Source organism: Kribbella soli (assembly GCF_004331345.1).
Taxonomy (GTDB): domain Bacteria; phylum Actinomycetota; class Actinomycetes; order Propionibacteriales; family Kribbellaceae; genus Kribbella; species Kribbella soli.
The window spans coordinates 657087-677646 of the sequence record NZ_SJJZ01000004.1; the positions used below are offsets into that span (position 1 = coordinate 657087).

Consider the following 20560-nt stretch of genomic DNA (forward strand, 5'->3'; position numbering starts at 1 on the left):
CGGTCGGGGTGGTCACGGTTTGGCTTTTCGGCGACCTAGGTCTTGCCAACGATTATTCCAATGGTTAGTTTAACCGCCACCCAAACCCTCAGGGATGAACACAAATCCTCAGGGTTCAACACGCACGGGAAGGTCAGCGCGATGGCGATGGACAAGGCGCAGGTTTCGCGGCGGGGATTTCTCGGGATGAGTCTGGCCGCGGGTGTCATCACGCTCACCGCGTGCGGTTCGGACAATGACGACAAGGGCGCTACGTCGGGTAACGCCACCGCCGCCAACCTGGTGATGGCGGTGTGGGGCGGAGACGCCGACAAGACGGCGTACCAGAAGCGGATCGACCTGCTGGTCAAGAAGTTCCCGGAGCTGAAGGTGACGCTCCAGCTGATCCCGGGCGACGGGTACGCGCAGAAGGTCCAGACGATGATTGCCGGCGGCAAGGGCCCCGACATCATGCAGGTGGCCGAGAGCGTCAACGTCTACTCGAGCAAGAACCAGCTCCTGCCGCTGGACGACCTGGCGTCGAAGGCCGGGATCGACCTGGAGAAGCGGTTCGGCTCGATCGGCAAGCTGTACTCCTACCAGGACAAGGTCTACGCGATCCCGGACCGCTCCGGCGCGATGATCGTGTACTACAACAAGACGCTGTTCGATGCCAAGGGCATCAAGGCGCCGACCGCGGACTGGACCTGGGACGACACGCTCAGCGCGTTCAAGGAGCTGACCGTTCCGGGCAAGCAGTGGGGCTATTCCGGCGGCGGCTGGTGGGCCCAGTGGTGGAGCTTCGTGTACCAGAACGGCGGCAAGATCATCGACGACAGCGGCAAGCCCGCGGTCGCCACCGACGAGGTGATCGAGGCGTTGCAGTGGACCGGCGACCTGGTGTTCAAGCACGGCGTGGTCCCGACCCCGAAGCAGTACGCCGACATGGGCGCCGACGTCGGCGGTGACGCGGCGTTCGCCAACGGCAAGGTCGCGGTGAACACCACCGGCTTCTGGGCGATCGGTGGTCTGGCCAAGAGCAAGATCGAGTGGGACATCGCGCCGCTGTGGAAGGGCAAGCAGCAGGCAGTGACCGCGTTCGGCAGCGGCCTGGCGGTCTCCCGGACGGCGAAGAACCCGGATGCCGCCCTCAAGGCGATCGACTTCTTCACCTCGCCGGAGGCGCAGCAGCAGATCATCGCCACCGGCCAGGACGTTCCGGCCAACATCGAGGTGCAGAAGAGCCAGGCGTTCCTGAAACCGGCCTGGATGACCAAGCCGGTCAACATGAACGTGTTCGGCGAGTCCAGCGACTTCGTCTACCGGGCACCGTTCATCCCGGCCTGGAACGAGATGCAGAAGGCGTTCGACGACGGGCTGGCCGACTTCTGGCTGGGCAAGCAGGACGCGCGCACCGCGCTGACCGCGGTCCAGAAGCGACTCGAGTCCATCGTCAAGCCGGCCTGATGTCGAAGCTACGCCGCCGCGAGGCGTTGTGGTTCTACCTGTTCGCGTCGCCGTGGATCATCGGGTTCGTCGTGTTCCTGCTCGGGCCGATGATCGCGTCGGTCTACATCTCACTGACCGACTGGGACTCCTTCACCCCGCCGAAGTTCGTCGGGCTGGAGAACTACACCCGGCTGCTGACCGAGGATCCGGTGTTCTGGAAGGCGTTGTGGAACACGTTCTTCTACGCCGCGATCTCGGTGCCGCTCGGCCTCGGGATCGGCCTGTGGCTGGCGAACCTGCTGAACAAGCAGGTTCGCCTCCGCAAGGTGTTCCGGACGCTGATCTACCTGCCGACGCTGGTGCCGCTGGTCGCGACGGCGATGATCTTCAAGATGGTGCTGGCGCCGTCGGGTCCGCTCAACGACGTGCTCGGGGTGTTCAGCATCCCGGGCCCGTCGTGGCTGCTGGAGTCGATCTGGGTGAAACCCGCGCTGATCCTGCTGTCCGTCTGGGGTGCCGGCGGCGCGACCGTCCTGTTGCTCGCGGCCATGAAGGGCATTCCACGGGAGCTCTACGAAGCGGCCGAGGTCGACGGCGCGGGACCGTTCCGGCAGTTCTGGAGCATCACCTTCCCGCAGCTGACCCCGATCATCTTCTTCAACCTGATCATGGGGCTGATCGGGGCGTTCCAGGTGTTCTCCCAGGTCTACATCCTGACCAAGGGCGGGCCGGACAACGCCAGCCAGATGATGGTTCCGCTGCTGTTCAACGAGGCGTTCTCCTTCTACCACATGGGTTACGCGTCGGCGCTCTCGTGGTTGTTGTTCGCCGTCATCCTGGTGTTCACGCTGCTCGCCTTCCGCACCGCCCGGCGCTGGGTGTTCTACGAGACCGAGGTGAAGTGATGGCCACCGTTATCTCCGCAGCCGCACCACCGCAGCAGGAGCCGCAGCCGGGACCGGAGCGGACCCCGAGCCGCGATCGGGTGATGGGCGTGTTCCGGGCGACGCCGTTCACCTATGCCACGTTGATCATCGTGTCGGCGGTGCTGTGCGTACCGCTGGTGTTCGTGGTGTCGATCGCGCTGTCCAGCGACCAGACCGTCAACGCGAACACCTTCACGATCCTCCCCCGCGAGTTCCACTGGGACAACTTCACCCGGGTGTTCAGCACCGACCTGCCGATGCAGCGCTTCCTGCTGAACTCGGTGATCATCTCGACCGGCGCGGTGATCGGGCAGATGCTGTCCAGCGGGCTGGTCGGTTACGCGTTCGCACGGTTGCGGGCGCCGGGCAAGAACGCGCTGTTCATCATCGTGCTGGCGACCATGATGATCCCGGCGCAGATCACGATGATCCCGCAGTTCATCCTGTTCAAGGAACTCGGCTGGGTGAACACGTTCCTGCCGCTGATCGTGCCGAACTTCTTCTCCAACGCGTTCAACGTCTTCCTGGTCCGGCAGTTCGTGTCCCGGCTGCCGAGCGAGATCGACGAGGCCGCGATGGTGGACGGCCTCGGCTTCTTCGGCATCTACCGCCGGATCATGTTGCCGATGCTCAGCCCGGTGCTGATCGCGATCGGGATCTTCACCCTGACCGCGACCTGGGGTGACTTCATGGGCCCGTTGATCTACCTCAACGACGAGACCAAGATGCCGCTCGCGCTGGGCGTGCAGTACATCACCAGTACGTCGCAAGCACTGCAGGCACCACCGTGGAACCTGGTGATGGTGGGGTCGATCCTGCTCACCTTGCCGATGATCCTGGTGTACTACCTGGGCCAGCGGTACCTGTACGAGATGGACATCAGCGGCGGGAGTGCGGGGGTCAAGTGACAGTCGAAATGGACGCGCGAGGGATCCGGATAGATGGCGAGCCGCGAGTGCTGTTGTGCGCGTCGCTGTTCTACTTCCGGTTGCCGACGGAGCAGTGGCGGGAGCGGCTCGAGCAGGTTCGCCGGTCCGGGTACACGTGTGTCGACGTGTACCTGCCGTGGAACTTTCACGAACTCTCCCCGGGGCGCTGGTCGTTCGAGGGCCGCCGTGACGTCGCCGCGTTCCTGGATCTCGCGTTCGAGGTCGGCCTGCACGTCATCGCCCGGCCCGGTCCGTACATCTGCTCGGAGTGGGACGGCGGCGCGCTGCCGGCGTGGCTGGGGCTGGACCCCGCGCTGCGCGTCCGGCAGAACGAGCCGCGGTTCCTCGCTCAGGTGACGGACTGGTTCGATCAGGTCCTGCCGATCCTTGCTGCGCGTCAGTACGGCGTAGGTGGTGCCGTCGTCATGGTCCAGTTGGAGAACGAGCTCGACTTCTTCGACTGCGAGGACCGGCCCGGATACCTGACCGCGTTGCGGAACCAGGCGATTGCGCACAATCTCGACGTACCGCTGGTTGCTTGCTCCGGGCAAGGAGATGTCTTCGGCGCCACCGGCGACGTGGAGGGCGTCGTACCGGCGTGCAACTTCTACCCCGACGACGATTCGCCTTTCATCGAGGAAGAGGTACGGCGGTACGCGCGGCTGCTCGCTGATCGAGGGCTGCCGCTACTGATCACCGAGACGAACCGGCGGCACCGGACGCTGCGGCGCCTGCTGGCGAGTGGCGCGTCTCTGATCGCGCCCTACCTGCAGTCGTCGGGATGGAATTTCGGCTACACCCCGTCGAGCGGGAACTGGGGCCGGCCCGGGAACTTCATGAGCCACGGCTACGACTTCGGTGGATACGTGTCGTCCACAGGAGCGGAGCGGCCGGAGTTCGCGCAGGCGCAGGCGCTGGCCTGGGTGCTGGAGGCCCTCGGCCCACGGCTGGCGTCAGCGACGCTGGGTGAGCCGATCACGGTGACCACCGACTTTCCGACCAGCTCGTCGCACTCGGTGCTGGACCTGGAGGGCGGTGGCCGACTGGTCGCCGTACCGAACCTCGGCGCCGAGGACGGACAGGCGATCGTCGAAGGTGTCCCGGTCGCGGTGGCGGCGGACTCGTGCCCGCTGATGCTGCTCGATCTGCCGCTCGGCGACACCACGCTCCGGCTGGCGTCCGCCGACCTGATGGATACGAAGCAGGGCCTGCTGTTCTGCTCCTCCGTGCCGGTGACTGTTGCCATCGGCAACACCACGGAGGAGGTCCCGGTCGGGTCGTCGCGGATCGTCGAAGGTGTCGTGGTCACCGTGGAGCCGCCACCGGAGGTCGACGCCCCAGAGGTCGGCGATGCGGCACAAGGGACCATCCGGCGACGTACGTCGGCCGCACCCTCGACGCCGGCGGGTACCCACGAGCTGCCGCCGACGCTGGAATCCCTCGGCGTCTACCGAGGGCGCGGAACCTACACGACGACCACCGATCTGACCGGCGAGCTGTTGCTCGTGGGCGCCGCCGACATCGTGGACCTGTCGATCGGCGGTCGCGTCCACACGCTGGCGGGCTTCGGTGCGACGGAACGCATCGACGTCCGCGGGCTCACCGGACAGATCCAGGCAACCGTCGAGATCTGGGGCCACGCGAACTTCGACGACACTCGGCTGCCGTCCCTGCGGCTCGGCGCGCTGCGCGGCCTCGGATCGCTGTGGAACGTCGTCGAGGCGCAGGACATCTCCGCGCTCTGGACGGTCGACGGGCACTGGGCCGGCGACCCGGCCCCGCTGCGGAGCCTCACCGGCTGGAGCAGCACCCGCGTCGGTACGCCGATCACGTACACGCGCCACCTCGACACCGAAACGCCGACCGCCCTGCATCTGGAAGGCGTTCGCGAGCCCGTCGCCGTGACGGTGGACGACGGTCAGCCACGCACCGTCCACTCCGAGGACCCGTGGGTGATCCTGCCCGCGGGGACCAAGCAGATCTCGGTCACGGTTCCGCACAATCCGAGCGGCGGCGGCCTCCGCGCCGAGTTGCTCGTACTGGACCCGATCCGCGACTGGACCTGCGCCGTACAGGACGACGAACTGCTGACCGCGTTCGCGCTCCGCCGCGAGTCCGGACCCGGGATCGAGCTCCCGTTGACCCTCGCGCCGGGCGAGGAGGCCTGGCTCGACGTGGAGCTTCCAACGTTGGAGAATGGGTTGCTGGTGCGGCCGGAAGGGACTCAGATCCGGATCACCGGCTGGGCCGCCGGGGAGTGTCTCGGACGCGTCTGGCTCGGTGACCGACCGGCGTTCTCCGGCGGCGATCCAGACGTACTGTGGATCCCGCCGGGATGGTCCGGGCTGACGCTGCTGGTGCGGGGCGTCGACGGACCGGCCAGGCCGGAGCTTCGGACAGTACGGATCGAGAGCACTTAGGGGGATGAACGTGCCGCGGCAGACGTCTCGTGACCTGCGCAACGAGAGCCGGTTCGAGGTGTTGCACGCCCTGTTCGCCCTGGGGCCTTCGACCAGGCAGGAGATCTCCCGGCACACCGGGCTGAGTCCGGCGACCGTCGCCACCCTCGTCACACAGTTCCTCGCCGAGGGGGTGCTGCGGATCGCGACGGTCGAGCAGAACACGGTCGGCCGCCCGTACGAGCGGCTGACCATCGACCCCGACCGCGGCCGCATCCTCGGAATCGACGTGGCCGAGACGTATGTCGACGCGACCGTGTACGACGTCACGCTCCAGCCGCTCGCACAGAGCCAGGTCGTACTCGACGAGCACCAGAGCGGTCCGGAGTACGTCGTCGACGGCATCGTCCGCGCTGTCGACGCGGCGATCGGGGCCGCCGGCATCGGGCGCGATCAGATCATCGGGGCTGGCGTGAGCATGCCCGGCCAGGTTCGGCCGGACGCCGGAGTTTCGGTCTTCGCGCCGAACTGGGACTGGCACGACGTCACGATCGAGGCGCTGCTCGAGGAACGCCTCGGCCTGCCGGTGTACGTCGACAACCCGCTCAAGGCCGTCGCGTTGTCGGAACTGTGGTTCGGCGTCGGCCGGGTGACCAAGAGCATGGCGGTGGTCAATCTCGGCACCGGGGTCGGCGCCGGCATCGTGATCGACAGGTCCTTGCTCCGCGGCGAGGCGAACAACGCGGGCGAGTGGGGACATACCTTGCTCCAGCTGGACGGCCGGCCCTGCCGGTGCGGCCGGCTCGGCTGCGTCGAGGCGTACCTGGGCGTGCACGGACTGCAGACCACGCTGTCAGAGATCGACGAGGTTCATTCCGCGCTGCGGGAGCCGCAGCAGCGCGGGTTCGTGGACGCCGTGGCCGAAGGGCTGGCGCACGGTGACAGTGCGCTGGCCGAGCTTGCCCGTCGTACCTCTCACTACCTGGCGGCGTCGCTCGGCGACCTGGTGAACCTGTTGAACATCGCGAACATCACGCTGACCGGGTGGACCACTGCGGCCTTGGGCGACTGGCTGATCCCCGCGGTCCGCACAGAGCTGCCGGATCACGTCCTGCCGGGATCCCTCCCCAACCTCACCGTCGAGGCTTCCCGGGTTCCCGGCAACCCGGTCGCCCTGGGCATGGCTGCGTTCAGTCTCGAACGGTTCCTTTGCACTCTAGGCCTGGCCAGCCCTGCCAGCGTCCCGCCGCCCGGCCGTCGCCTGCGCTCGCCCGTCTAGCGTCGCGGCTTCACAGCCGGGAGCGGACGTGCAGGCCGACCTCGGGGTCGACCAGGAGGTCCTGGGTCGCGGTCACTGTGGGCTGATCTTCGGCCACGATTTCCAGTACGGCGCCGGGGTCGACGTTGCGCTTGATCAGGGCGAGAGCGATCGGGCCGAGCTCGTGGTGACGGGCCGCGGAGCCGATGATGCCGACCTGCTTCTCCCCCGCGCGGACGACGTACCCGTGCGCCGGCAGGTGGTCGACGGAACCGTCGAGCAGCAGGCGGACGATGCGGCGCGGCGGGCGGCCGAGGTTGTGGACCCGCGCGACGGTCTCCTGGCCGCGGTAGCAGCCCTTGTCCAGATGTACGCCGACGCCGAGCCAACCGAGCTCGTTCGGGATCGCGCGCTCGTCCGTGTCGAGCCCGAACCGCGGCGAACCCGCCTCGATCCGGAGCGCCTCGTACGCCCAGATCCCGGCCGCGGCGCCCTCCAGCCCAGCCAGCTCGGCACGCGGCAGGAACACCTCGTGCCCACCCAGCGAGTCATCGCCGCTACGCGTCAGGTGCTCGCCCGAAGCGGCTCCCGGACGCCAGATGATCGCGTAGTCGTCGGTCACGTCCGCGATCTCGACGCGGGACATGAACACCATCTTCTGCAGCCACTCCACCAACGCGGCCGCCGCGCCCGGCTCGGTGTGCAGCCAGAACGTCTCGCCGTCGTCGACGCCGTACATCACGTGCTCGACATGCCCGGTCGGAGACAGCAGCAGCGCGGTCGTCGACGTACCGGGTTTGAGGCCTTCGAAGTACTGCGTGGTCAGTGCGTGCAGCCAGGTCAACCGGTCCGGGCCGGTGATCGTGACCACGTCGCGGTGCGACAGATCGACGAACGCCTCACCCGCGAGCAGGGCTCGCTGCTCGCGCAGGTCGGAGCCGTAGTGCGCGGCGACGCCAGCGTCGAGTCCGTCGGCCTCTACCGCGCCGGGCCGGTCCAGCAGGGGGCTGCGCATGCGTGACATGTCACCAGAGTACGTCGGTCGGCGTACGGCGAACGCCTCCCCTCGTGGGATGTGGACAGACCCCGTCTACGACCAGTCTGGAGTCATCAAACGACGGAGGGAGCAGGGCGATGAACGCGAGGCAGTTCCGGTTCGGTGTGGCGGGAAGTCCGACGACCGGTGAGGAGTGGGTGAAGACGGTCCGGCAGGCGGCGGAGCTTGGGTTCCAGACCGTGCTGATGCCGGACGGACTACAGCTCCCCGCGCCGTTCTCCTCGCTGGCGATGGCGGCCGCGGTCGCCGACATCCGGGTCGGCACCTTCGTCGCGGCCGCGCCACTGCGGACGCCGCGACAGACCGCCTGGGAGGCGCACACGCTGACCGTGCTCACCGATGGGCGGTTCGAGTTCGGCATCGGCACCGGGCGTCCCGTCGCGGAGCAGCAGACGGCCGAGATCGGCCTGCGGTGGGGAACGGCTCGGGAGCGGCGGGAGCAGGTCATCGAGACCCTCGACCTGCTGCGCGAGCTCGACGGCGAACGCCGTACGCCGATCATGCTGGCCGCCGGTGGACCGAAGGCACTCGCGCTTGCGGCCGAGCGGGCCGACATCGTCTCGCTGGCCAAAGACGCGACCACTCCTCGCGAGGAGGTCGCGGCGGTGGCTCGTCAGCTGCGGGACCTGGCCGGGTCTCGCGCCGACGACATCGAGCTCGCGATGAACCTGCTCGCCGCCGGCACCCGCCCGCTGCCGCCCTGGACCAAGCGTGCGTCCGGCGTCGACCCCGACCAACTCGAGGCGATGGACTCGTTGATGCTGCTCCGCGGCACTCCGCAGGAGATGGCCGACGAACTCCTGCGCCGCCGCGACCAGATCGGCGCCAGCTACATCAGCGTCAACTCCGGCTACCTCGAGGACTTCGCCCCCGTCATCGAACTACTGGACGGGAAGTAGCACAGCGCTGCCCGCCGGTCTGTGGTCCGGCGGGCAGCGCCTGAGGGGTGGGAAGGTGGTTCAGACGTCGGTGGTTCGGGCGTCGACGGGGCTGCTCGTGACGGCGGCCGGGACGTCGCCGGCGTGGGTGTCACCGGCGGCGAAGGCGACCTCGTCGAACGGGTCGTTGCCGGCGAACACCTGCTCGGCCTGGTCCTTGTCGAACTCGCCGACCCAGTGCCCGACCAGGACGGTCGCGACCGCGTTGCCGGCGAAGTTCGTCAGCGCCCGGGCCTCGGACATGAACCGGTCGATGCCGACGATCAGACCGACGCCGTCGACCAGCTCCGGCCGGTGCGATTGCAGACCGCCGGCCAACGTCGCCAGACCCGCACCGGTGACACCGGCGGCGCCCTTCGACGCGACGATCATGAACAGCAGCAGAGAGATCTGCTGGCCGAGCGAGAACGGCGTATCCATCGCCTCCGCGATGAACAGCGACGCCATCGTCAGATAGATCGCCGTACCGTCGAGGTTGAACGAGTACCCGGTCGGGACGGTGATTCCGACGACGGACTTGTCGACGCCGAGATGCTCCATCTTGCCGATCAGCCGGGGCAGGGCGGTCTCCGACGACGAGCTGGACACGATCAGCAGGAACTCGCGGCCGAGATAGCGGAGCAGCTGGAAGATCGAGACCCCGGCGACCAGCCGAAGAATGGTGCCCAGGACAACGATCACGAAGAGCAGACACGTGATGTAGAAGGCCAGCATGATCTTGCCGAGACTGACCAAGGCGTCCCAGCCGGTCGCGCCGACGACGGCCGCGATCGCACCGAACGCGCCGACCGGCGCCGCCCACATGATCATCGACAGGATCTTGAACACCAGCCGCTGGATGTGACCGATGCCGGTCAGGATCGGCTGGCCCACGGAGCCCATGGACTGCAGCGCGAACCCGACGAGCAGCGCGACCAGCACGGTCTGCAGCACCTCGCCCTCGGTCAGCGAGGACAGCAGCGACTTCGGGATGATGCCGAGGATGAAGTCCGTCGTGGTCTCGTGCGCGCCGGCGGCCTGCTTCTGGCCGGCCTCGCGGAGCTTGTCGGTCAGGTTCAGGCCCGAGCCCGGCTGCACGATGTTGCCGACCAGCAGGCCGATGGCGAGCGCGACCGTCGACATCACCAGGAAGTAGACGAGCGCGAGACCGCCGACCTTGCCGACGCTGGCTGCCTGCCGGACCGAGCCGATGCCGAGCACCAGGGTGCAGAAGATGATCGGGCTGATCAGCATCTTGATCAAGTTCACGAAGCCGGTGCCGAGCGGTTTCAGCTCGACCGCGAAATCGGGGAACAGGAATCCGACACCGATGCCGAGCAGGACGGCGACGATGACGGCGATGTAGAGGAAATGGGTCCGGTCGTTGCGGACCGGAGTCGGGCGGGGTTCGGTCGGGCTCGACATTGGTGGGACTCCCTTATCGGCCTGGCGGAGGGGGTTTTGGGTAACTGTGACGTGACGCACAGGAGAAGCGCGCATTTCGTTCATATCGTTCGCTGCGCAAACTAGGGGCAAACTGTTCGGCATGCGGAGTTGGATGTGTTCATGAGGGGCCGGCCGTGGGAGCTGCGCCGCCAGGTGCTCTGGATACAGACGGTCACGGTCCTGGTCCTGATCGCGATGGCATGGATCGTGATGATCAGCCGATCGCGGGCGCAGGCGCTGCGGGACGCGGCGGCGACCGGCCTGGCCGCACCGAGCTGGTCGGAGCTGGTCCGGCTGGACCTGCGCTCGATGCTCGGCATCGCCAGCCTGATGCTCGGGGTCGCGATCGCCGGCAACGCACTCGTCACCTGGCGGGTACGGCGGGCCACGCGCGGCGTCGGAACGCAGTCGCTGGCCCGGATGCTCGACTTCTACGAGGGCGTACTGCACGCGGCGCGCGAAGGGCTGATCCTGCTGGACCTCGACGGCCGGGTACAGCTCGCGAACGACGAGGCGCTGGCCCTTCTCGGGTTGCGCTCCGTTGTTCCCGGTACGCCGTTGGAGGAGCTCCGCCTCGGCGCACCACTGGCCGAGTTGCTGGCGACAGGGCGGACGGCGTACGACGAGCTGCACCTCGGCGCGCGCGGAGTCGTGGTCGTGAACCAGCAGCCATCCGGACGCGGGCGGATCGTCACGCTGCGAGACCACACCCAGTTGCAACGGCTGCTCGGCGAGCTGGACGCCGTACGGAGTTTGGCGGAATCGCTGCAGGCACAGAATCATGAGGCGTCGAATCGGCTGCACACCGTGGTCAGCCTGATCGAGATCGGGAAGCCGGAACGGGCACGGGAGTTCGCGGTGTCGGAGCTGCAGTTCGCACAGGCGATGACGGATCGGGTCGTCGGCACGGTCGGCGATCCCGTACTGGCGTCGCTGCTGCTGGCGAAGCTGTCGCAGGCCCAGGAGCGTGGCGTCGTACTGACCCTCGATCTCGGGCACGAGACACTGAACACGCGGCTGCCGGCGCAGGATGTGGTGACCGTGGTCGGGAACCTGCTGGACAACGCGATCGAGGCCGCGCGGGGCGGTCCGGCGCCGCGGAAGGTGGAGTTCCGGGCGGCGACGACCGCGGACGCCGTGGACCTGATCGTGACGAACACGGGTGCCGAGTTGGGGGCGGTGGAGTTGGCGCACATGTTCGAGCGCGGGTGGACGACGAAGGCCGAGCCGGGGCACGGGCTGGGGCTCGTGCTGGTGCGGAGCACCGTCGAGCGGTGGCAGGGTTCGCTGATGGTCGATCCGGATTCCGAGCTGGACGAAGTACCGGCGCTGACCGTGCGGGTGCGGTTGCCGCGGGCGGTGGGCGCGAGTGCCTGACCTACGCGTACTCGTCGTCGAGGACGACCCCGTCGCCGCGGAGGCGCATCGCACGTACGTCGAACGCCTACCCGGCTTCACGTGCGTCGGAATCGCTGGTACTGCGGGGCGTGCGCTGCAGGTGCTTGCGCGGGGCAACGTCGACGTCGTACTGCTCGACATGCATCTGCCCGACGGGCACGGGCTGGACATCGTCCGCCGGATGCGGGCTCTCGGCAACCAAACGGACGTGGTCGCGGTGACGTCGGCGCGCGAGGTCGCGGCAGTGCAGGCAGCCGCGCGGATCGGGGTCGTTCAGTACGTGCTGAAGCCGTTCGCGTTCGAGACATTGCGCGACCGGATGTCGGCGTACGCCCGCCAGCGCCGCGCCGCCGAAGCCGGCCAGGTCGTCGCGGACCAGGACGAGGTGGACCGGCTGTTGCATCCAGCAACAGTCTCGTCGGTGCCGAAGGGTCTCGCCGGCGGTGTGCTCGACCGCGTCGTACAGCTCCTCGCCGACCGCGAGGGCTGGACCGCGGAGGAGGTGGCGGCATCGCTCGGCACCTCGCGGATCACCGCCCGCCGCTACCTGGAACACCTCGCCGACCAGGGCCAAGCCCTCCGAACCCAACGCTACGACGGCCGCAGCGGCCGCCCGAAAGTCGAGTACTCCTGGGTGTCCGAGAGCTGACCGCTTGCACAGTGGTATCGCTCACCTCGCACTACGACGAGCCGTTTCGGCAAGTAGAGTTCGGACGAGCTCGGTGAGCCGCGCAAACGGCTGGCCGCGGGTGCAGATCAGCCCAGGTCGACCTGGACCGGATTTTCTGAGAAGCGCTGCAAGGGAATCGGGCAATAGCAGGTATGAACCCACCGCGGACAGCGTCGCTCAGTCGCGAACGCATACCTGAGATCCATAGCCCGCCCTCGATACCGGACGGGATACCAGCTCCGGGGCCGGCCGCGAGCGGTCAGACGCCGGAAGATTTCGCGGTGCTGTTCGACCTGCACGCTCCCGCGATCCACCGGTACATCGCTCGCCGACTCGGTACCGGCGAGGCGGACGACTTGGTCGCTCAGACGTTCCTGATCGCGTTCGAGCGTCGAGACAGCTACCGTGAGTCACCGTCCGGTCCGTTGCCGTGGTTGTACGGCATCGCGACCAATCTGATCCGCCGCCGACGACGCGACGAGATACGCCAGTACCGGGCGTACTCGCGCTCCGACCCGGGCGCCGCGCCGGCCGGCGCGGACACGCTCTCCGCCGAGGTCGTCGACCGGGTCGACGCGGAGACGACCTCACGCGCCCTGGCCGGCGTACTGGCCGGCCTCCGGCAGACCGACCGGGATGTCCTCCTGCTCTACGCCTGGGAAGACCTCAGCTATCCCGAGATCGCCGCCGCCCTGAAAATCCCCGCCGGGACGGTTGCGTCCCGCCTGCACCGTGCCCGTCGAGTCCTGCGCGCGGCGCTCGGCTCAGACTTCCAGGAGAACCGCTCATGACCGAGATCGACGCACTCAAGCGCCTGAACGACGACGTACCGCCGGCCACCCCGCTGGCCCTCGCCCGCGCCCGTCAGCGGGTGCTGACCCCGCAGCCTGCCGAGCGCCGCTCCACCGGACGCCGCCGGATGGTGCTCGCGGGTGCCCTCGCCGGAACGCTGGCCGTCGGCTTCCTCGTCAACGACGTCGTCACCAAGACCGACGGGACGGTGGCGCCTGGCGCGATAGCCGACGCCGGCACGTTCCTGGCGACCGCCGCCGACCAGTCGACCAGTGCCCCGGACGCACCGATCCCGGCCGGCCAGTACCGGCAGGTCACCCAGCGGAGCCAGGAAGGATGGAACTTCGGTCCGCGCAACGCGTACCACGGCACTCGCCTGTCGGTCAGCGACTGGTGGGTCCCGTCCAGCCAAACGCCGCCGTTCACCGCGATCTCGGTGCTCGGCGCCAAGCAGGAGTTCTCCAGCAAGGTCGCCGAGCAGCTCTGGCACCGGATCGACCCACTGAACATCAAGCCGCAGAAGATCAAGACCGCGGACGCCTGCGCCGTCATGACCGGCGGTGGAATCATGGTGCAGACGAAGGGCACGACGAGCAGCTGCAAGGCCGGCTGGATCAGCCCGTCGGCCGACTTCATCGCCCGGCTGCCCCGGGACCCGGCCGCCTTGCTCGCGGCGCTGCGGAAGAACGACCACTCCTGGCCGGGGCTGGGCAATGCTCCGGCGCAGGGCGACTACCGGGCGTTCGAGCGCGCCGGGAGCATCCTGGTGTCCGGGTTCGCGACGTCGGAGCAGCGGGCCACGCTGTACAAGGCACTGCGCGGTATCCACGGCATCCAGCTCCTTCCGGATGCGGTGAACCTGGACGGGAAGGCCGGCCGGGCGATCGGCCTGGTGGAGCTGTGGGGTATCCGCAAGGAGCTGATCATCGACTCGAAGACAGGCCAGTTCATCGGTCTTCGTGAGGTCGCTACGGTGACGGCACCGCTCAACGGCGACGGTGACCCGATGCCGATCAAGAGCGGCGACGTCATCAGCTGGACCTCGGTCGCGACGCGGATCACCCCGGGCCACCCCAAGGTCTGAGCACAGGACAGCGGCAGAAGCCCAGGTCAGCTCCCTGGCCCGGGCTTCTGCCGGAAGACCGTCGACCGGGACGAACCGTTCTGGATCCGCCTCGAACTTCGCGTCTAGGACCGGATGAGGGTTGCCCAGAGGTGGGGCTGCAGGGACTGGCCTTCGGCGGCCATGTCGTAGGCCCACAGGAGCTCGCCGTTGACGAGACCGTAGAGGCGGTGGCCGGCGGTGACTTCCTTCGCCGTGACGGTGCGGGCCACCACATCGGTCTGCAGCTCGATCTTCGCGCCGTCGATGTCGCCGTACCAGATCTCGGCGAAGCCGGTCGGGTGGGCGAGGATGACCTCGATCTTGTTGTCCGGCTGCGGGCGCCAGAACCCGGTCTCGACGGCGAGCGGACGCTCCTTGGTGCCGTCCTCGCCGACCACGAACGTCTGGCTGACATAGTGCAGGTACGGCTTGCCGTTGTGGGTGAAGTCGATCTGCTGCCCGAACTCGAACTTCTCGATGGTCGGGTAGTCACCGTGCCCGCGGCCCTCCCAGCGACCGAGCAGCCACGCGAGCGGCATCACATCCGGGTGCAGGTCCTGCGGAATCTCGAACACCATGAGGTCACTCAGTTCGCACTACGGCCGCGATACAGCCGGTAGACGACGAACGCCGAGAACCAGCCCATGAACACACAGACCAGGACCAGCAGCGTGGTGAAGACGACGTGCAGCACGTTGGTCAGTCTAGAGGATGGGTACGGCGGTTTCGGCTACGGTGGCGTGATGTCCCGCACGCTGGTGATCAAACTGACCGCAGGCGCCGAGGAACCCGAGCGCGCCAACCAGGCCTTCACCGTCGCCGCCACCGCCGTCGCGGCCGGTGCCACGGTCTCCCTGTGGCTCACCGGTGAGGCCGTCTGGTTCGCCGTACCCGGGCGCGCGGAGGCCTTCGAACTCCCGCACGCGGCACCGCTCGCCGACCTGCTCACTGCGGTCCTCGAAGGTGGTCAACTCACCGTCTGCACCCAGTGCGCCAAGCGCCGCGACCTCACCGAACCGGACCTCCGTCCCGGCACCCGCATAGCCGGCGCCCCCGCCTTCACCGAAGAAATCCTCACCGAGAACACCCAAGCAATCGTCTACTGACAGCACGGTCCTACCAACAGCACGGTCCGCGGCTCCGAAAGCCCGCGGACCGTGCTGTTGGTTGTTGTAGACAGTGGTTAGCGTCCGCGGCCGCCGTCGTCGCCTCGGCCGTCGTTGCCTTGGCCACGGTTGCGGTCCTGGCCGCGCTGTGCGGCCGGGGTGCCGGGGCGATCATTGGTTGCGACACCTGCGCTGTCGACCTTGACCTTGCTGAGAGGCTCCTGGTCTCCCCGAGTGTGGTCGAACTGCGCTCTCTCGTCGGGCGGGAGCTCCTTGCCGGGACCACTCTGCTGCTTGTTTCCCTGGGTGGCTCGTGCCTCGGCGATCGCTGGGTCCTCGGCCGCCTGCTCCGGCGGACGCCACTGCGTGCCCTGCGCTTGGCTGGTCGAAGGGCCCTCGGTTTGGCTGCCCGGGCTCTGGCCGTCCTCCTGACCAAGTCCCGCGGTCTCGTCGACGGCATTCTGCGAGGCGTTGGCGATCTGCTGCGTGTTCGGCCCCTTCGGCTGCGGAGGCTGCGCGCCGTCCTGACCCGCCTCCACGCCCTGCCCAGAAGCCTGCACCTGCTGCGCATCAGCCTGCGGCGCCTCAACCTGCTGAGCGTCAACCTCCTGGCCGTTCACCTGCTGCGCGTCGACCTGCTGGTTGTCGACCTGCTGAGCGTCAACCTGCTGGCCGTTCACCTGCTGGGCGTCGACCTGTTGCCCGTCGACCTGCGGTGAGTCCACCTGCTGCGGGTCGGCCTGTTGGCCGTCCTGTCCCAGGTTGGTGCCGTCGTTCTGCAGATCGTTGTCGACGCCGGTCTCCTCGGCGACGTACGGGTTGACGCCCTCCTGCTCCGCGGTGACGTCGGTGTGCTGCCCGTCGTTCGCGTCCAGCCCCGAGTCGTCCAGCTCCGAGCTGTCCACCTCGTCCCCGTCGAGCGCGGAGTCCTGCTGCTCGACGTTGTTCTGCTGGAACCGCTCGTCGTTGTCGAGCGCACCCTCCTCGGCCACGTACGGGTTGACGCCCTCCTGCTCCGCGGCAGGCTCCGTCTGGCGCACGTTGTCCGCCTCGGCCGACGGGTCTTCCACCGCGCTGTCCGCATCCACCGACGGGTCTTCCAGCGCGTTGTCCGCCTCGGCCGTCGGGTCATTTACCGCGTTGTCCGCGTCGATCTTCGGCTCGCCGTCGGCGTCGAGCGCGGGATCCGTCTGCTGACCGTCGTTCTCGTTGAGTCGGTCGTTCGGGTCGAGCGCACCCTCTTCGGCCACGTACGGGTTGACGCCCTCCTGCTCCGCGGCAGGCTCCGTCTGGAGTTCGTTGTCCGCCTCGGCCGACGGGTCGTCCACGGTGCTGTCCGCGTCGACCGTCGACTCCTGGTCCGCCTCGGCGTCCTCCTGCCGATCCTCGGGGTTCCGTTCGTCCTGCTCGTCGGCGATCTCGTCGGCCGCAGCCGCCGCACCGACAGCCGTCCCGGCGGTGACCGGGTCGATGCCGTCCTCGCGGTCCTTCTGGCTGTCCTGCTCTTCCCGCTTCCGCCGCTCGTCGTCCGCCCGCGCCTGCTCGTCCTGCCGCCGCTGGTCCGCCTCGTCCAGGGCGCGGTCGTTCTCGTTCTGCTGGTCGTTCTGGACGTCGTTCTCCCGCTGATCGGGAATGCGGTCGTTGTCGACGTCGGACAGTTCCCTGATGTCTCTGTCGTCGATCCCGTCCCGGTCGCGGTCGTTGTTCAGGTCCTGGTCCTGATCCCGGCGCAACCTGTCGACGTCGCCGCGCAGGTTCTCGTTCTCCGACCTGAGATCTTGGACCTGTGCCTCGGCCTGCGCGGCGTCGCGCTCCAGTTGCGCGGTGCGATCGCGCACGTCGACGTTCGAGTCACGCTCGGGGCCCCAGCGGTCCTGGAGGATTCCCCGCTCGATCCCCGCCCGGCGCCGCTGCTGCGAAGTCAGGCGGTTCCAGAGGTTCTGCCCCATGCTCTTGAGGCGCCTGAACTCACTGACCAGGATCCGCAGGAGGTCTTCCGCTTCAAGTTCCTCAGCCATCAGGCCACCTCGCTGGCATAGACGGAATATCCGAACCCGACCGCAGTGTCCTCCGGCCCCGGCTGGGACGCATACAGGTGGAACTCGGCTCCCGGCCGCAGCCAGACCGCCAAGTGCCGCCGGCGGCCGCGCCATTCCGGCGGAATGCGCAGGTCGTCGCCCGGACCGACGTACACCGGCGGGCCCCAGTAGCGGCGGGCGATCTCGAGCTGGCCGGGCCAGTGCGCGTCGAGGCCTTCCTCGGCCTGCGGCAGCTCCGACGCGCCGATCTCGAACGCCGACCAGCCGCTCCGCGGCGACTCCGGCAGCACGGCGTCCGGCAGCACGAGCATCACCGTCTCGCGCTGGGTGACCAGGCCCCAGGTGTACCGATCGGGATCGATGTTGCCGGGCGCCCAGGGAAGCCAGCCGGTGGCGTCGGTGACGCGGTTGACCAGGGCACGGATCGCGTCCATGCCGGTGGCCGGCGGCCCCCAGATCGGTCGCCAGTCGACGACCTCGGCCAGATCGGCCATCGCCCGCTCGTCATCGTCGAACGACCGCTCCTGCGTCTTCACTCCGCCACACTCCTTCCGTCAAGTTTGCCCAGAGTATGCCCCGACCGGTGCCACCAACTGGGGTACAGACGCAGACCTGTGGATAACTGGTTCCGGGTACGCCGTTCGCGAGCAGTAACCGAAGTACGCCGTACACACGTCTCCAGCTGAGTTGTAGTAGAAACATGAAGCTCCCGGCCCCTCCGACGGAGAAAGCGTTCCCGTCGCCGCTGCACCACCCGCGGGTGGCGACGGTCGTCGGCCGCTGGCTCGCGACCGCCGTAACGATCTGCTTCTTCACCGGCCTCTACAGCCACTTCCTCCAGGACACCCCGAGCTGGCTGCCGATCCCCAGCCGGCCGGCCTCCCTGTACCGCGTGACTCAGGGGCTGCACGTGCTGAGCGGGACCGTGGCTGTCCCGTTGCTGCTGGCGAAGCTGTGGACGGTCTATCCGAAGCTGTTCGCGAAGCTGCCGTGGCCGCCGACCCGGCAGGCGCTCGGGACGCTGCTGGAGCGCGCGTCGATCCTGGTGCTGGTTTCGGCGATGGCTCTCGAGCTGTTCATCGGGTTCCTGAACACCCTGCAGTGGTACCCCTGGCCGTTCCCGTTCCGGCAGACGCACTACGCGCTGGCGTGGATCATCGTCGGCGCCCTGCTGGTCCACCTTGCCGTCAAGCTCCCGTTGATCCGGGCGAACTGGCGGCGGACGGCCGAGAAGGTGCCGGACTCTTTGCCGCCGGCAATCACCGGGCTGACCCGGCGCGGGCTGTTCCGGACCGTGGCCGGCGCCGCGACGCTCGTCGGCATCACGTCGGTCGGGCAATCGGCCCCGGCTTTCGGTCCCGTCGCCGTACTGGCGCCGCGGAAGCCGAACATCGGACCACAAGGCCTGCCGGTGAACCGTACGGCGGAAGCGGCCGGCGTCACCGGAATCGACGAGAACTGGCGCTTCATGATCATGGGACCGCAGCAGCTGTCCTACACGCTGGACGAGTTACGGGCGCTGCCGCAGAGCCGCTCCGAGCTGCCGATCGCCTGTGTCGAGGGCTGGAGTCAGGGCGCTCGGTGGGAGGGCGTCCGAATCCGGGATCTGCTCGAACTCTGCGGCGCCTCGATGCAGTCACGAGTTCGGGTCGTCTCGATGGAGAAGGGCGGGTTCTATGCGACGAGTGAGCTGCCGCCGGATTTCGCCGCTGATCCGCTGACGCTGCTGGCGCTCCGGTTGAACGGCGGCGAGCTTGCGCTGGACCACGGCTTCCCCGCCCGCATCATCGCGCCCAACCGTCCCGGGGTCCTGCAGACCAAGTGGGTCCACCGGCTGGAGGTCATCTCGTGAAGACACGGATCGGGTTGGCCGTCGCCGGCGTCGGCCTCGGACTGTGGGGACTCTGGCTGCTGCTCAGCACCCTGGACCCACCAGCGCTGATTCGGCTGCCGATCTGGCTGGGTGGGGCCGTGGTGGCTGACGACTTCTTCCTCGTGCCGCTGACCATCGGGGTCGGCTGGATCGTCGCTCGCTGGTCGGCCCGGCCCGATCGGCACCGCGCTGTCGGCGCAGTGCGGACGACGATGCTGTACGTCGGGATCACCACCCTGATCGCGCTGCCGTTGCTCCTGCGACAGGGCAAGGGTGTGAACCCGACCGTGCTCCCCCGCGACTACCTCCGCGACTGGCTATTGCTGGAGGCAACGATCATCGCGGGCGGCGTGGCCGGCTACCTGGTTCAGCGCTTCACGTTCAGGAGGTCGCGGGCCTCGTCAGGGGACATCGGCGGCCGCTGAGCGAGGGTTGCCAGCGCGGCGGCGCGTTCGACGAGCTCGGCGTTGTGCGTGACCGGGTGGCCCTTCGCCAGTGTCAGCGTGTCCTCCATGCCGACGCGGAGGTTGCCGCCCTTCGACAGTGCGGCCAGCGCGACCGTCAACGACGTACGGCCGATGCCGGTGGCGGACCAGGACGTGACGGCGTCGGGGAGCGCGTTGACGGCGGCGACGAGTGCGTCCGCCGTACCGGGCATGCCGCCGGGGACGCCCATCACCAGATCGCAGTGCACGCGACCGCCGTACGGCAGGCCGTACTTGTCGAGGAGCCGGTGCAGTGCGGCGACGTGACCGAGGTCGAACAGCTCGAACTCCGGAACGACCTCGCGCTCCTGGGTGAGCTGGAAGAGCTGCGTCACGAACGGCCACGGGTTCATGAACACGTCGTCGCCGAAGTTGACCGTGCCCATGGTCAGCGAGCAGGAGTCGGGTACGGCGTCCAGCACTCGCAGACGATCCTCGTACGGGTCGGTGACGGCACCGCCCGTCGAGAGCTGCACGATCAGCGCGGTGTTCTCCCGGACCGCCGCAACGGTGTCCGTCAGCCGGCCGAGGTCCAGCGTCGGCTTGTGCTCACCGTCGCGGATGTGGATATGGATCATCGCCGCTCCCGCGGCCTCGCAGCGCTTCGCCGTCTCGACCAGCTCGTCGAGCGTGGTCGGCAACGCCGGGTAGTCCGCCTTCGCGGTCTCGGCACCGGTGGGAGCAACAGTGATCAGAGTCGACGCCATGGACGAATCCTGCCAGATCGCGCCC

19 protein-coding genes are annotated in these 20560 nt (G+C 68.2%); 13 read left to right on the top strand and 6 right to left on the bottom strand.

The genetic code is table 11. From position 1 onward, the window contains the following. Positions 1 to 141 precede the first annotated feature (141 nt). The 5 genes from E0H45_RS33930 to E0H45_RS33950 are packed head-to-tail and all read left to right on the top strand — an operon-like array spanning position 142 to position 6961. Entirely contained in the window at positions 142 to 1446 is a 1305-nt protein-coding gene (locus E0H45_RS33930; RefSeq protein ID WP_131345048.1) for an ABC transporter substrate-binding protein, read from the top strand. Next, positions 1446 to 2333, top strand: coding sequence for a carbohydrate ABC transporter permease (locus E0H45_RS33935; RefSeq protein WP_131345050.1), 888 nt, complete (start codon positions 1446 to 1448; stop codon positions 2331 to 2333). Before E0H45_RS33930 ends, E0H45_RS33935 begins: the two co-directional genes overlap by 1 nt. Then, the gene (locus E0H45_RS33940; protein WP_131345052.1) at positions 2333 to 3262 is read left to right on the top strand and encodes a carbohydrate ABC transporter permease; all 930 of its coding nucleotides are present in this window, start codon (positions 2333 to 2335) and stop codon (positions 3260 to 3262) included. Before E0H45_RS33935 ends, E0H45_RS33940 begins: the two co-directional genes overlap by 1 nt. Further along, positions 3259 to 5703: a beta-galactosidase gene (locus E0H45_RS33945; RefSeq protein ID WP_238155486.1), complete on the top strand. Its 2445-nt coding sequence runs from the start codon at positions 3259 to 3261 to the stop codon at positions 5701 to 5703. The genes E0H45_RS33940 and E0H45_RS33945 overlap by 4 nt, the downstream gene beginning before the upstream one ends. A gap of 4 nt (positions 5704 to 5707) precedes the next feature. Then, positions 5708 to 6961, top strand: coding sequence for an ROK family transcriptional regulator (locus E0H45_RS33950; RefSeq protein WP_131345056.1), 1254 nt, complete (start codon positions 5708 to 5710; stop codon positions 6959 to 6961). A 10-nt stretch (positions 6962 to 6971) separates the two neighbouring features. On the opposite strand, the gene ygfZ is transcribed toward E0H45_RS33950, so the two are convergent. Continuing rightward, a complete protein-coding gene (ygfZ, locus tag E0H45_RS33955; protein WP_131345058.1) occupies positions 6972 to 7964 on the bottom strand; it encodes a CAF17-like 4Fe-4S cluster assembly/insertion protein YgfZ in 993 nt (330 codons plus the stop codon). 110 nt (positions 7965 to 8074) lie between these two features. On the opposite strand from ygfZ, the gene E0H45_RS33960 reads away from it, so the two are divergent. Next, on the top strand, positions 8075 to 8896 hold the full coding sequence (locus E0H45_RS33960; RefSeq protein ID WP_131345060.1) for an LLM class flavin-dependent oxidoreductase: 822 nt from the start codon (positions 8075 to 8077) through the stop codon (positions 8894 to 8896). Between the two features lie 60 nt (positions 8897 to 8956). Here E0H45_RS33960 and E0H45_RS33965 read toward each other — a convergent pair whose 3' ends face one another. Next, positions 8957 to 10339 (bottom strand): cation:dicarboxylate symporter family transporter, encoded by a 1383-nt coding sequence (locus tag E0H45_RS33965; RefSeq protein ID WP_131345062.1) that lies wholly within the window; start codon positions 10337 to 10339, stop codon positions 8957 to 8959. A 141-nt stretch (positions 10340 to 10480) separates the two neighbouring features. Here E0H45_RS33965 and E0H45_RS33970 point away from each other — a divergent pair, with 141 nt between their 5' ends. From E0H45_RS33970 to E0H45_RS33985, 4 genes are all read left to right on the top strand, one after another. Beyond that, complete coding sequence (locus E0H45_RS33970) at positions 10481 to 11737, top strand: sensor histidine kinase (RefSeq protein WP_131345064.1); 1257 nt, start codon at positions 10481 to 10483, stop codon at positions 11735 to 11737. Further along, positions 11730 to 12407: a response regulator gene (locus E0H45_RS33975; protein WP_131345066.1), complete on the top strand. Its 678-nt coding sequence runs from the start codon at positions 11730 to 11732 to the stop codon at positions 12405 to 12407. Before E0H45_RS33970 ends, E0H45_RS33975 begins: the two co-directional genes overlap by 8 nt. Positions 12408 to 12709: 302 nt before the next feature. Then, complete coding sequence (locus E0H45_RS33980) at positions 12710 to 13219, top strand: RNA polymerase sigma factor (protein WP_238155487.1); 510 nt, start codon at positions 12710 to 12712, stop codon at positions 13217 to 13219. Beyond that, the gene (locus E0H45_RS33985; RefSeq protein WP_131345070.1) at positions 13216 to 14304 is read left to right on the top strand and encodes a CU044_5270 family protein; all 1089 of its coding nucleotides are present in this window, start codon (positions 13216 to 13218) and stop codon (positions 14302 to 14304) included. Before E0H45_RS33980 ends, E0H45_RS33985 begins: the two co-directional genes overlap by 4 nt. 104 nt (positions 14305 to 14408) lie before the next feature. Here the strand turns inward: E0H45_RS33985 and E0H45_RS33990 are convergent, their stop codons facing one another. Further along, complete coding sequence (locus E0H45_RS33990) at positions 14409 to 14903, bottom strand: heme-binding beta-barrel domain-containing protein (protein WP_131345072.1); 495 nt, start codon at positions 14901 to 14903, stop codon at positions 14409 to 14411. A 165-nt stretch (positions 14904 to 15068) separates the two neighbouring features. On the opposite strand from E0H45_RS33990, the gene E0H45_RS33995 reads away from it, so the two are divergent. After that, a complete protein-coding gene (locus E0H45_RS33995) occupies positions 15069 to 15431 on the top strand; it encodes a DsrE family protein (protein WP_131345074.1) in 363 nt (120 codons plus the stop codon). 77 nt (positions 15432 to 15508) lie between these two features. Here the strand turns inward: E0H45_RS33995 and E0H45_RS34000 are convergent, their stop codons facing one another. Then, positions 15509 to 17449, bottom strand: a complete 1941-nt coding sequence (locus tag E0H45_RS34000) for a coiled-coil domain-containing protein (RefSeq protein ID WP_131345076.1) — start codon at positions 17447 to 17449, stop codon at positions 15509 to 15511. Then, a complete protein-coding gene (locus E0H45_RS34005) occupies positions 17449 to 18006 on the bottom strand; it encodes a hypothetical protein (RefSeq protein WP_238155489.1) in 558 nt (185 codons plus the stop codon). The genes E0H45_RS34000 and E0H45_RS34005 overlap by 1 nt, the downstream gene beginning before the upstream one ends. 164 nt (positions 18007 to 18170) lie before the next feature. On the opposite strand from E0H45_RS34005, the gene E0H45_RS34010 reads away from it, so the two are divergent. Both E0H45_RS34010 and E0H45_RS34015 read left to right on the top strand, forming a co-directional pair. Beyond that, the gene (locus tag E0H45_RS34010; RefSeq protein ID WP_131345078.1) at positions 18171 to 19322 is read left to right on the top strand and encodes a molybdopterin-dependent oxidoreductase; all 1152 of its coding nucleotides are present in this window, start codon (positions 18171 to 18173) and stop codon (positions 19320 to 19322) included. Continuing rightward, positions 19319 to 19768, top strand: coding sequence for a hypothetical protein (locus E0H45_RS34015; RefSeq protein WP_131345080.1), 450 nt, complete (start codon positions 19319 to 19321; stop codon positions 19766 to 19768). The genes E0H45_RS34010 and E0H45_RS34015 overlap by 4 nt, the downstream gene beginning before the upstream one ends. Here E0H45_RS34015 and E0H45_RS34020 read toward each other — a convergent pair. Then, positions 19711 to 20535, bottom strand: a complete 825-nt coding sequence (locus tag E0H45_RS34020) for a beta-keto acid cleavage family enzyme (RefSeq protein ID WP_131345082.1) — start codon at positions 20533 to 20535, stop codon at positions 19711 to 19713. The two genes, E0H45_RS34015 and E0H45_RS34020, sit on opposite strands and share 58 nt — an antisense overlap. Positions 20536 to 20560: the final 25 nt, after the last annotated feature.

Coding starts and splice junctions, on each gene's coding strand:
- E0H45_RS33930 (WP_131345048.1), top strand. CDS start 142: ATGGCGATGGACAAGGCGCAGGTTTCGCGGCGGGGATTTCTCGGGATG.
- E0H45_RS33935 (WP_131345050.1), top strand. CDS start 1,446: ATGTCGAAGCTACGCCGCCGCGAGGCGTTGTGGTTCTACCTGTTCGCG.
- E0H45_RS33940 (WP_131345052.1), top strand. CDS start 2,333: ATGGCCACCGTTATCTCCGCAGCCGCACCACCGCAGCAGGAGCCGCAG.
- E0H45_RS33950 (WP_131345056.1), top strand. CDS start 5,708: ATGAACGTGCCGCGGCAGACGTCTCGTGACCTGCGCAACGAGAGCCGG.
- ygfZ (WP_131345058.1), bottom strand. CDS start 7,964: ATGTCACGCATGCGCAGCCCCCTGCTGGACCGGCCCGGCGCGGTAGAG.
- E0H45_RS33960 (WP_131345060.1), top strand. CDS start 8,075: ATGAACGCGAGGCAGTTCCGGTTCGGTGTGGCGGGAAGTCCGACGACC.
- E0H45_RS33965 (WP_131345062.1), bottom strand. CDS start 10,339: ATGTCGAGCCCGACCGAACCCCGCCCGACTCCGGTCCGCAACGACCGG.
- E0H45_RS33970 (WP_131345064.1), top strand. CDS start 10,481: ATGAGGGGCCGGCCGTGGGAGCTGCGCCGCCAGGTGCTCTGGATACAG.
- E0H45_RS33985 (WP_131345070.1), top strand. CDS start 13,216: ATGACCGAGATCGACGCACTCAAGCGCCTGAACGACGACGTACCGCCG.
- E0H45_RS33990 (WP_131345072.1), bottom strand. CDS start 14,903: ATGGTGTTCGAGATTCCGCAGGACCTGCACCCGGATGTGATGCCGCTC.
- E0H45_RS33995 (WP_131345074.1), top strand. CDS start 15,069: ATGTCCCGCACGCTGGTGATCAAACTGACCGCAGGCGCCGAGGAACCC.
- E0H45_RS34000 (WP_131345076.1), bottom strand. CDS start 17,449: ATGGCTGAGGAACTTGAAGCGGAAGACCTCCTGCGGATCCTGGTCAGT.
- E0H45_RS34010 (WP_131345078.1), top strand. CDS start 18,171: ATGAAGCTCCCGGCCCCTCCGACGGAGAAAGCGTTCCCGTCGCCGCTG.
- E0H45_RS34020 (WP_131345082.1), bottom strand. CDS start 20,535: ATGGCGTCGACTCTGATCACTGTTGCTCCCACCGGTGCCGAGACCGCG.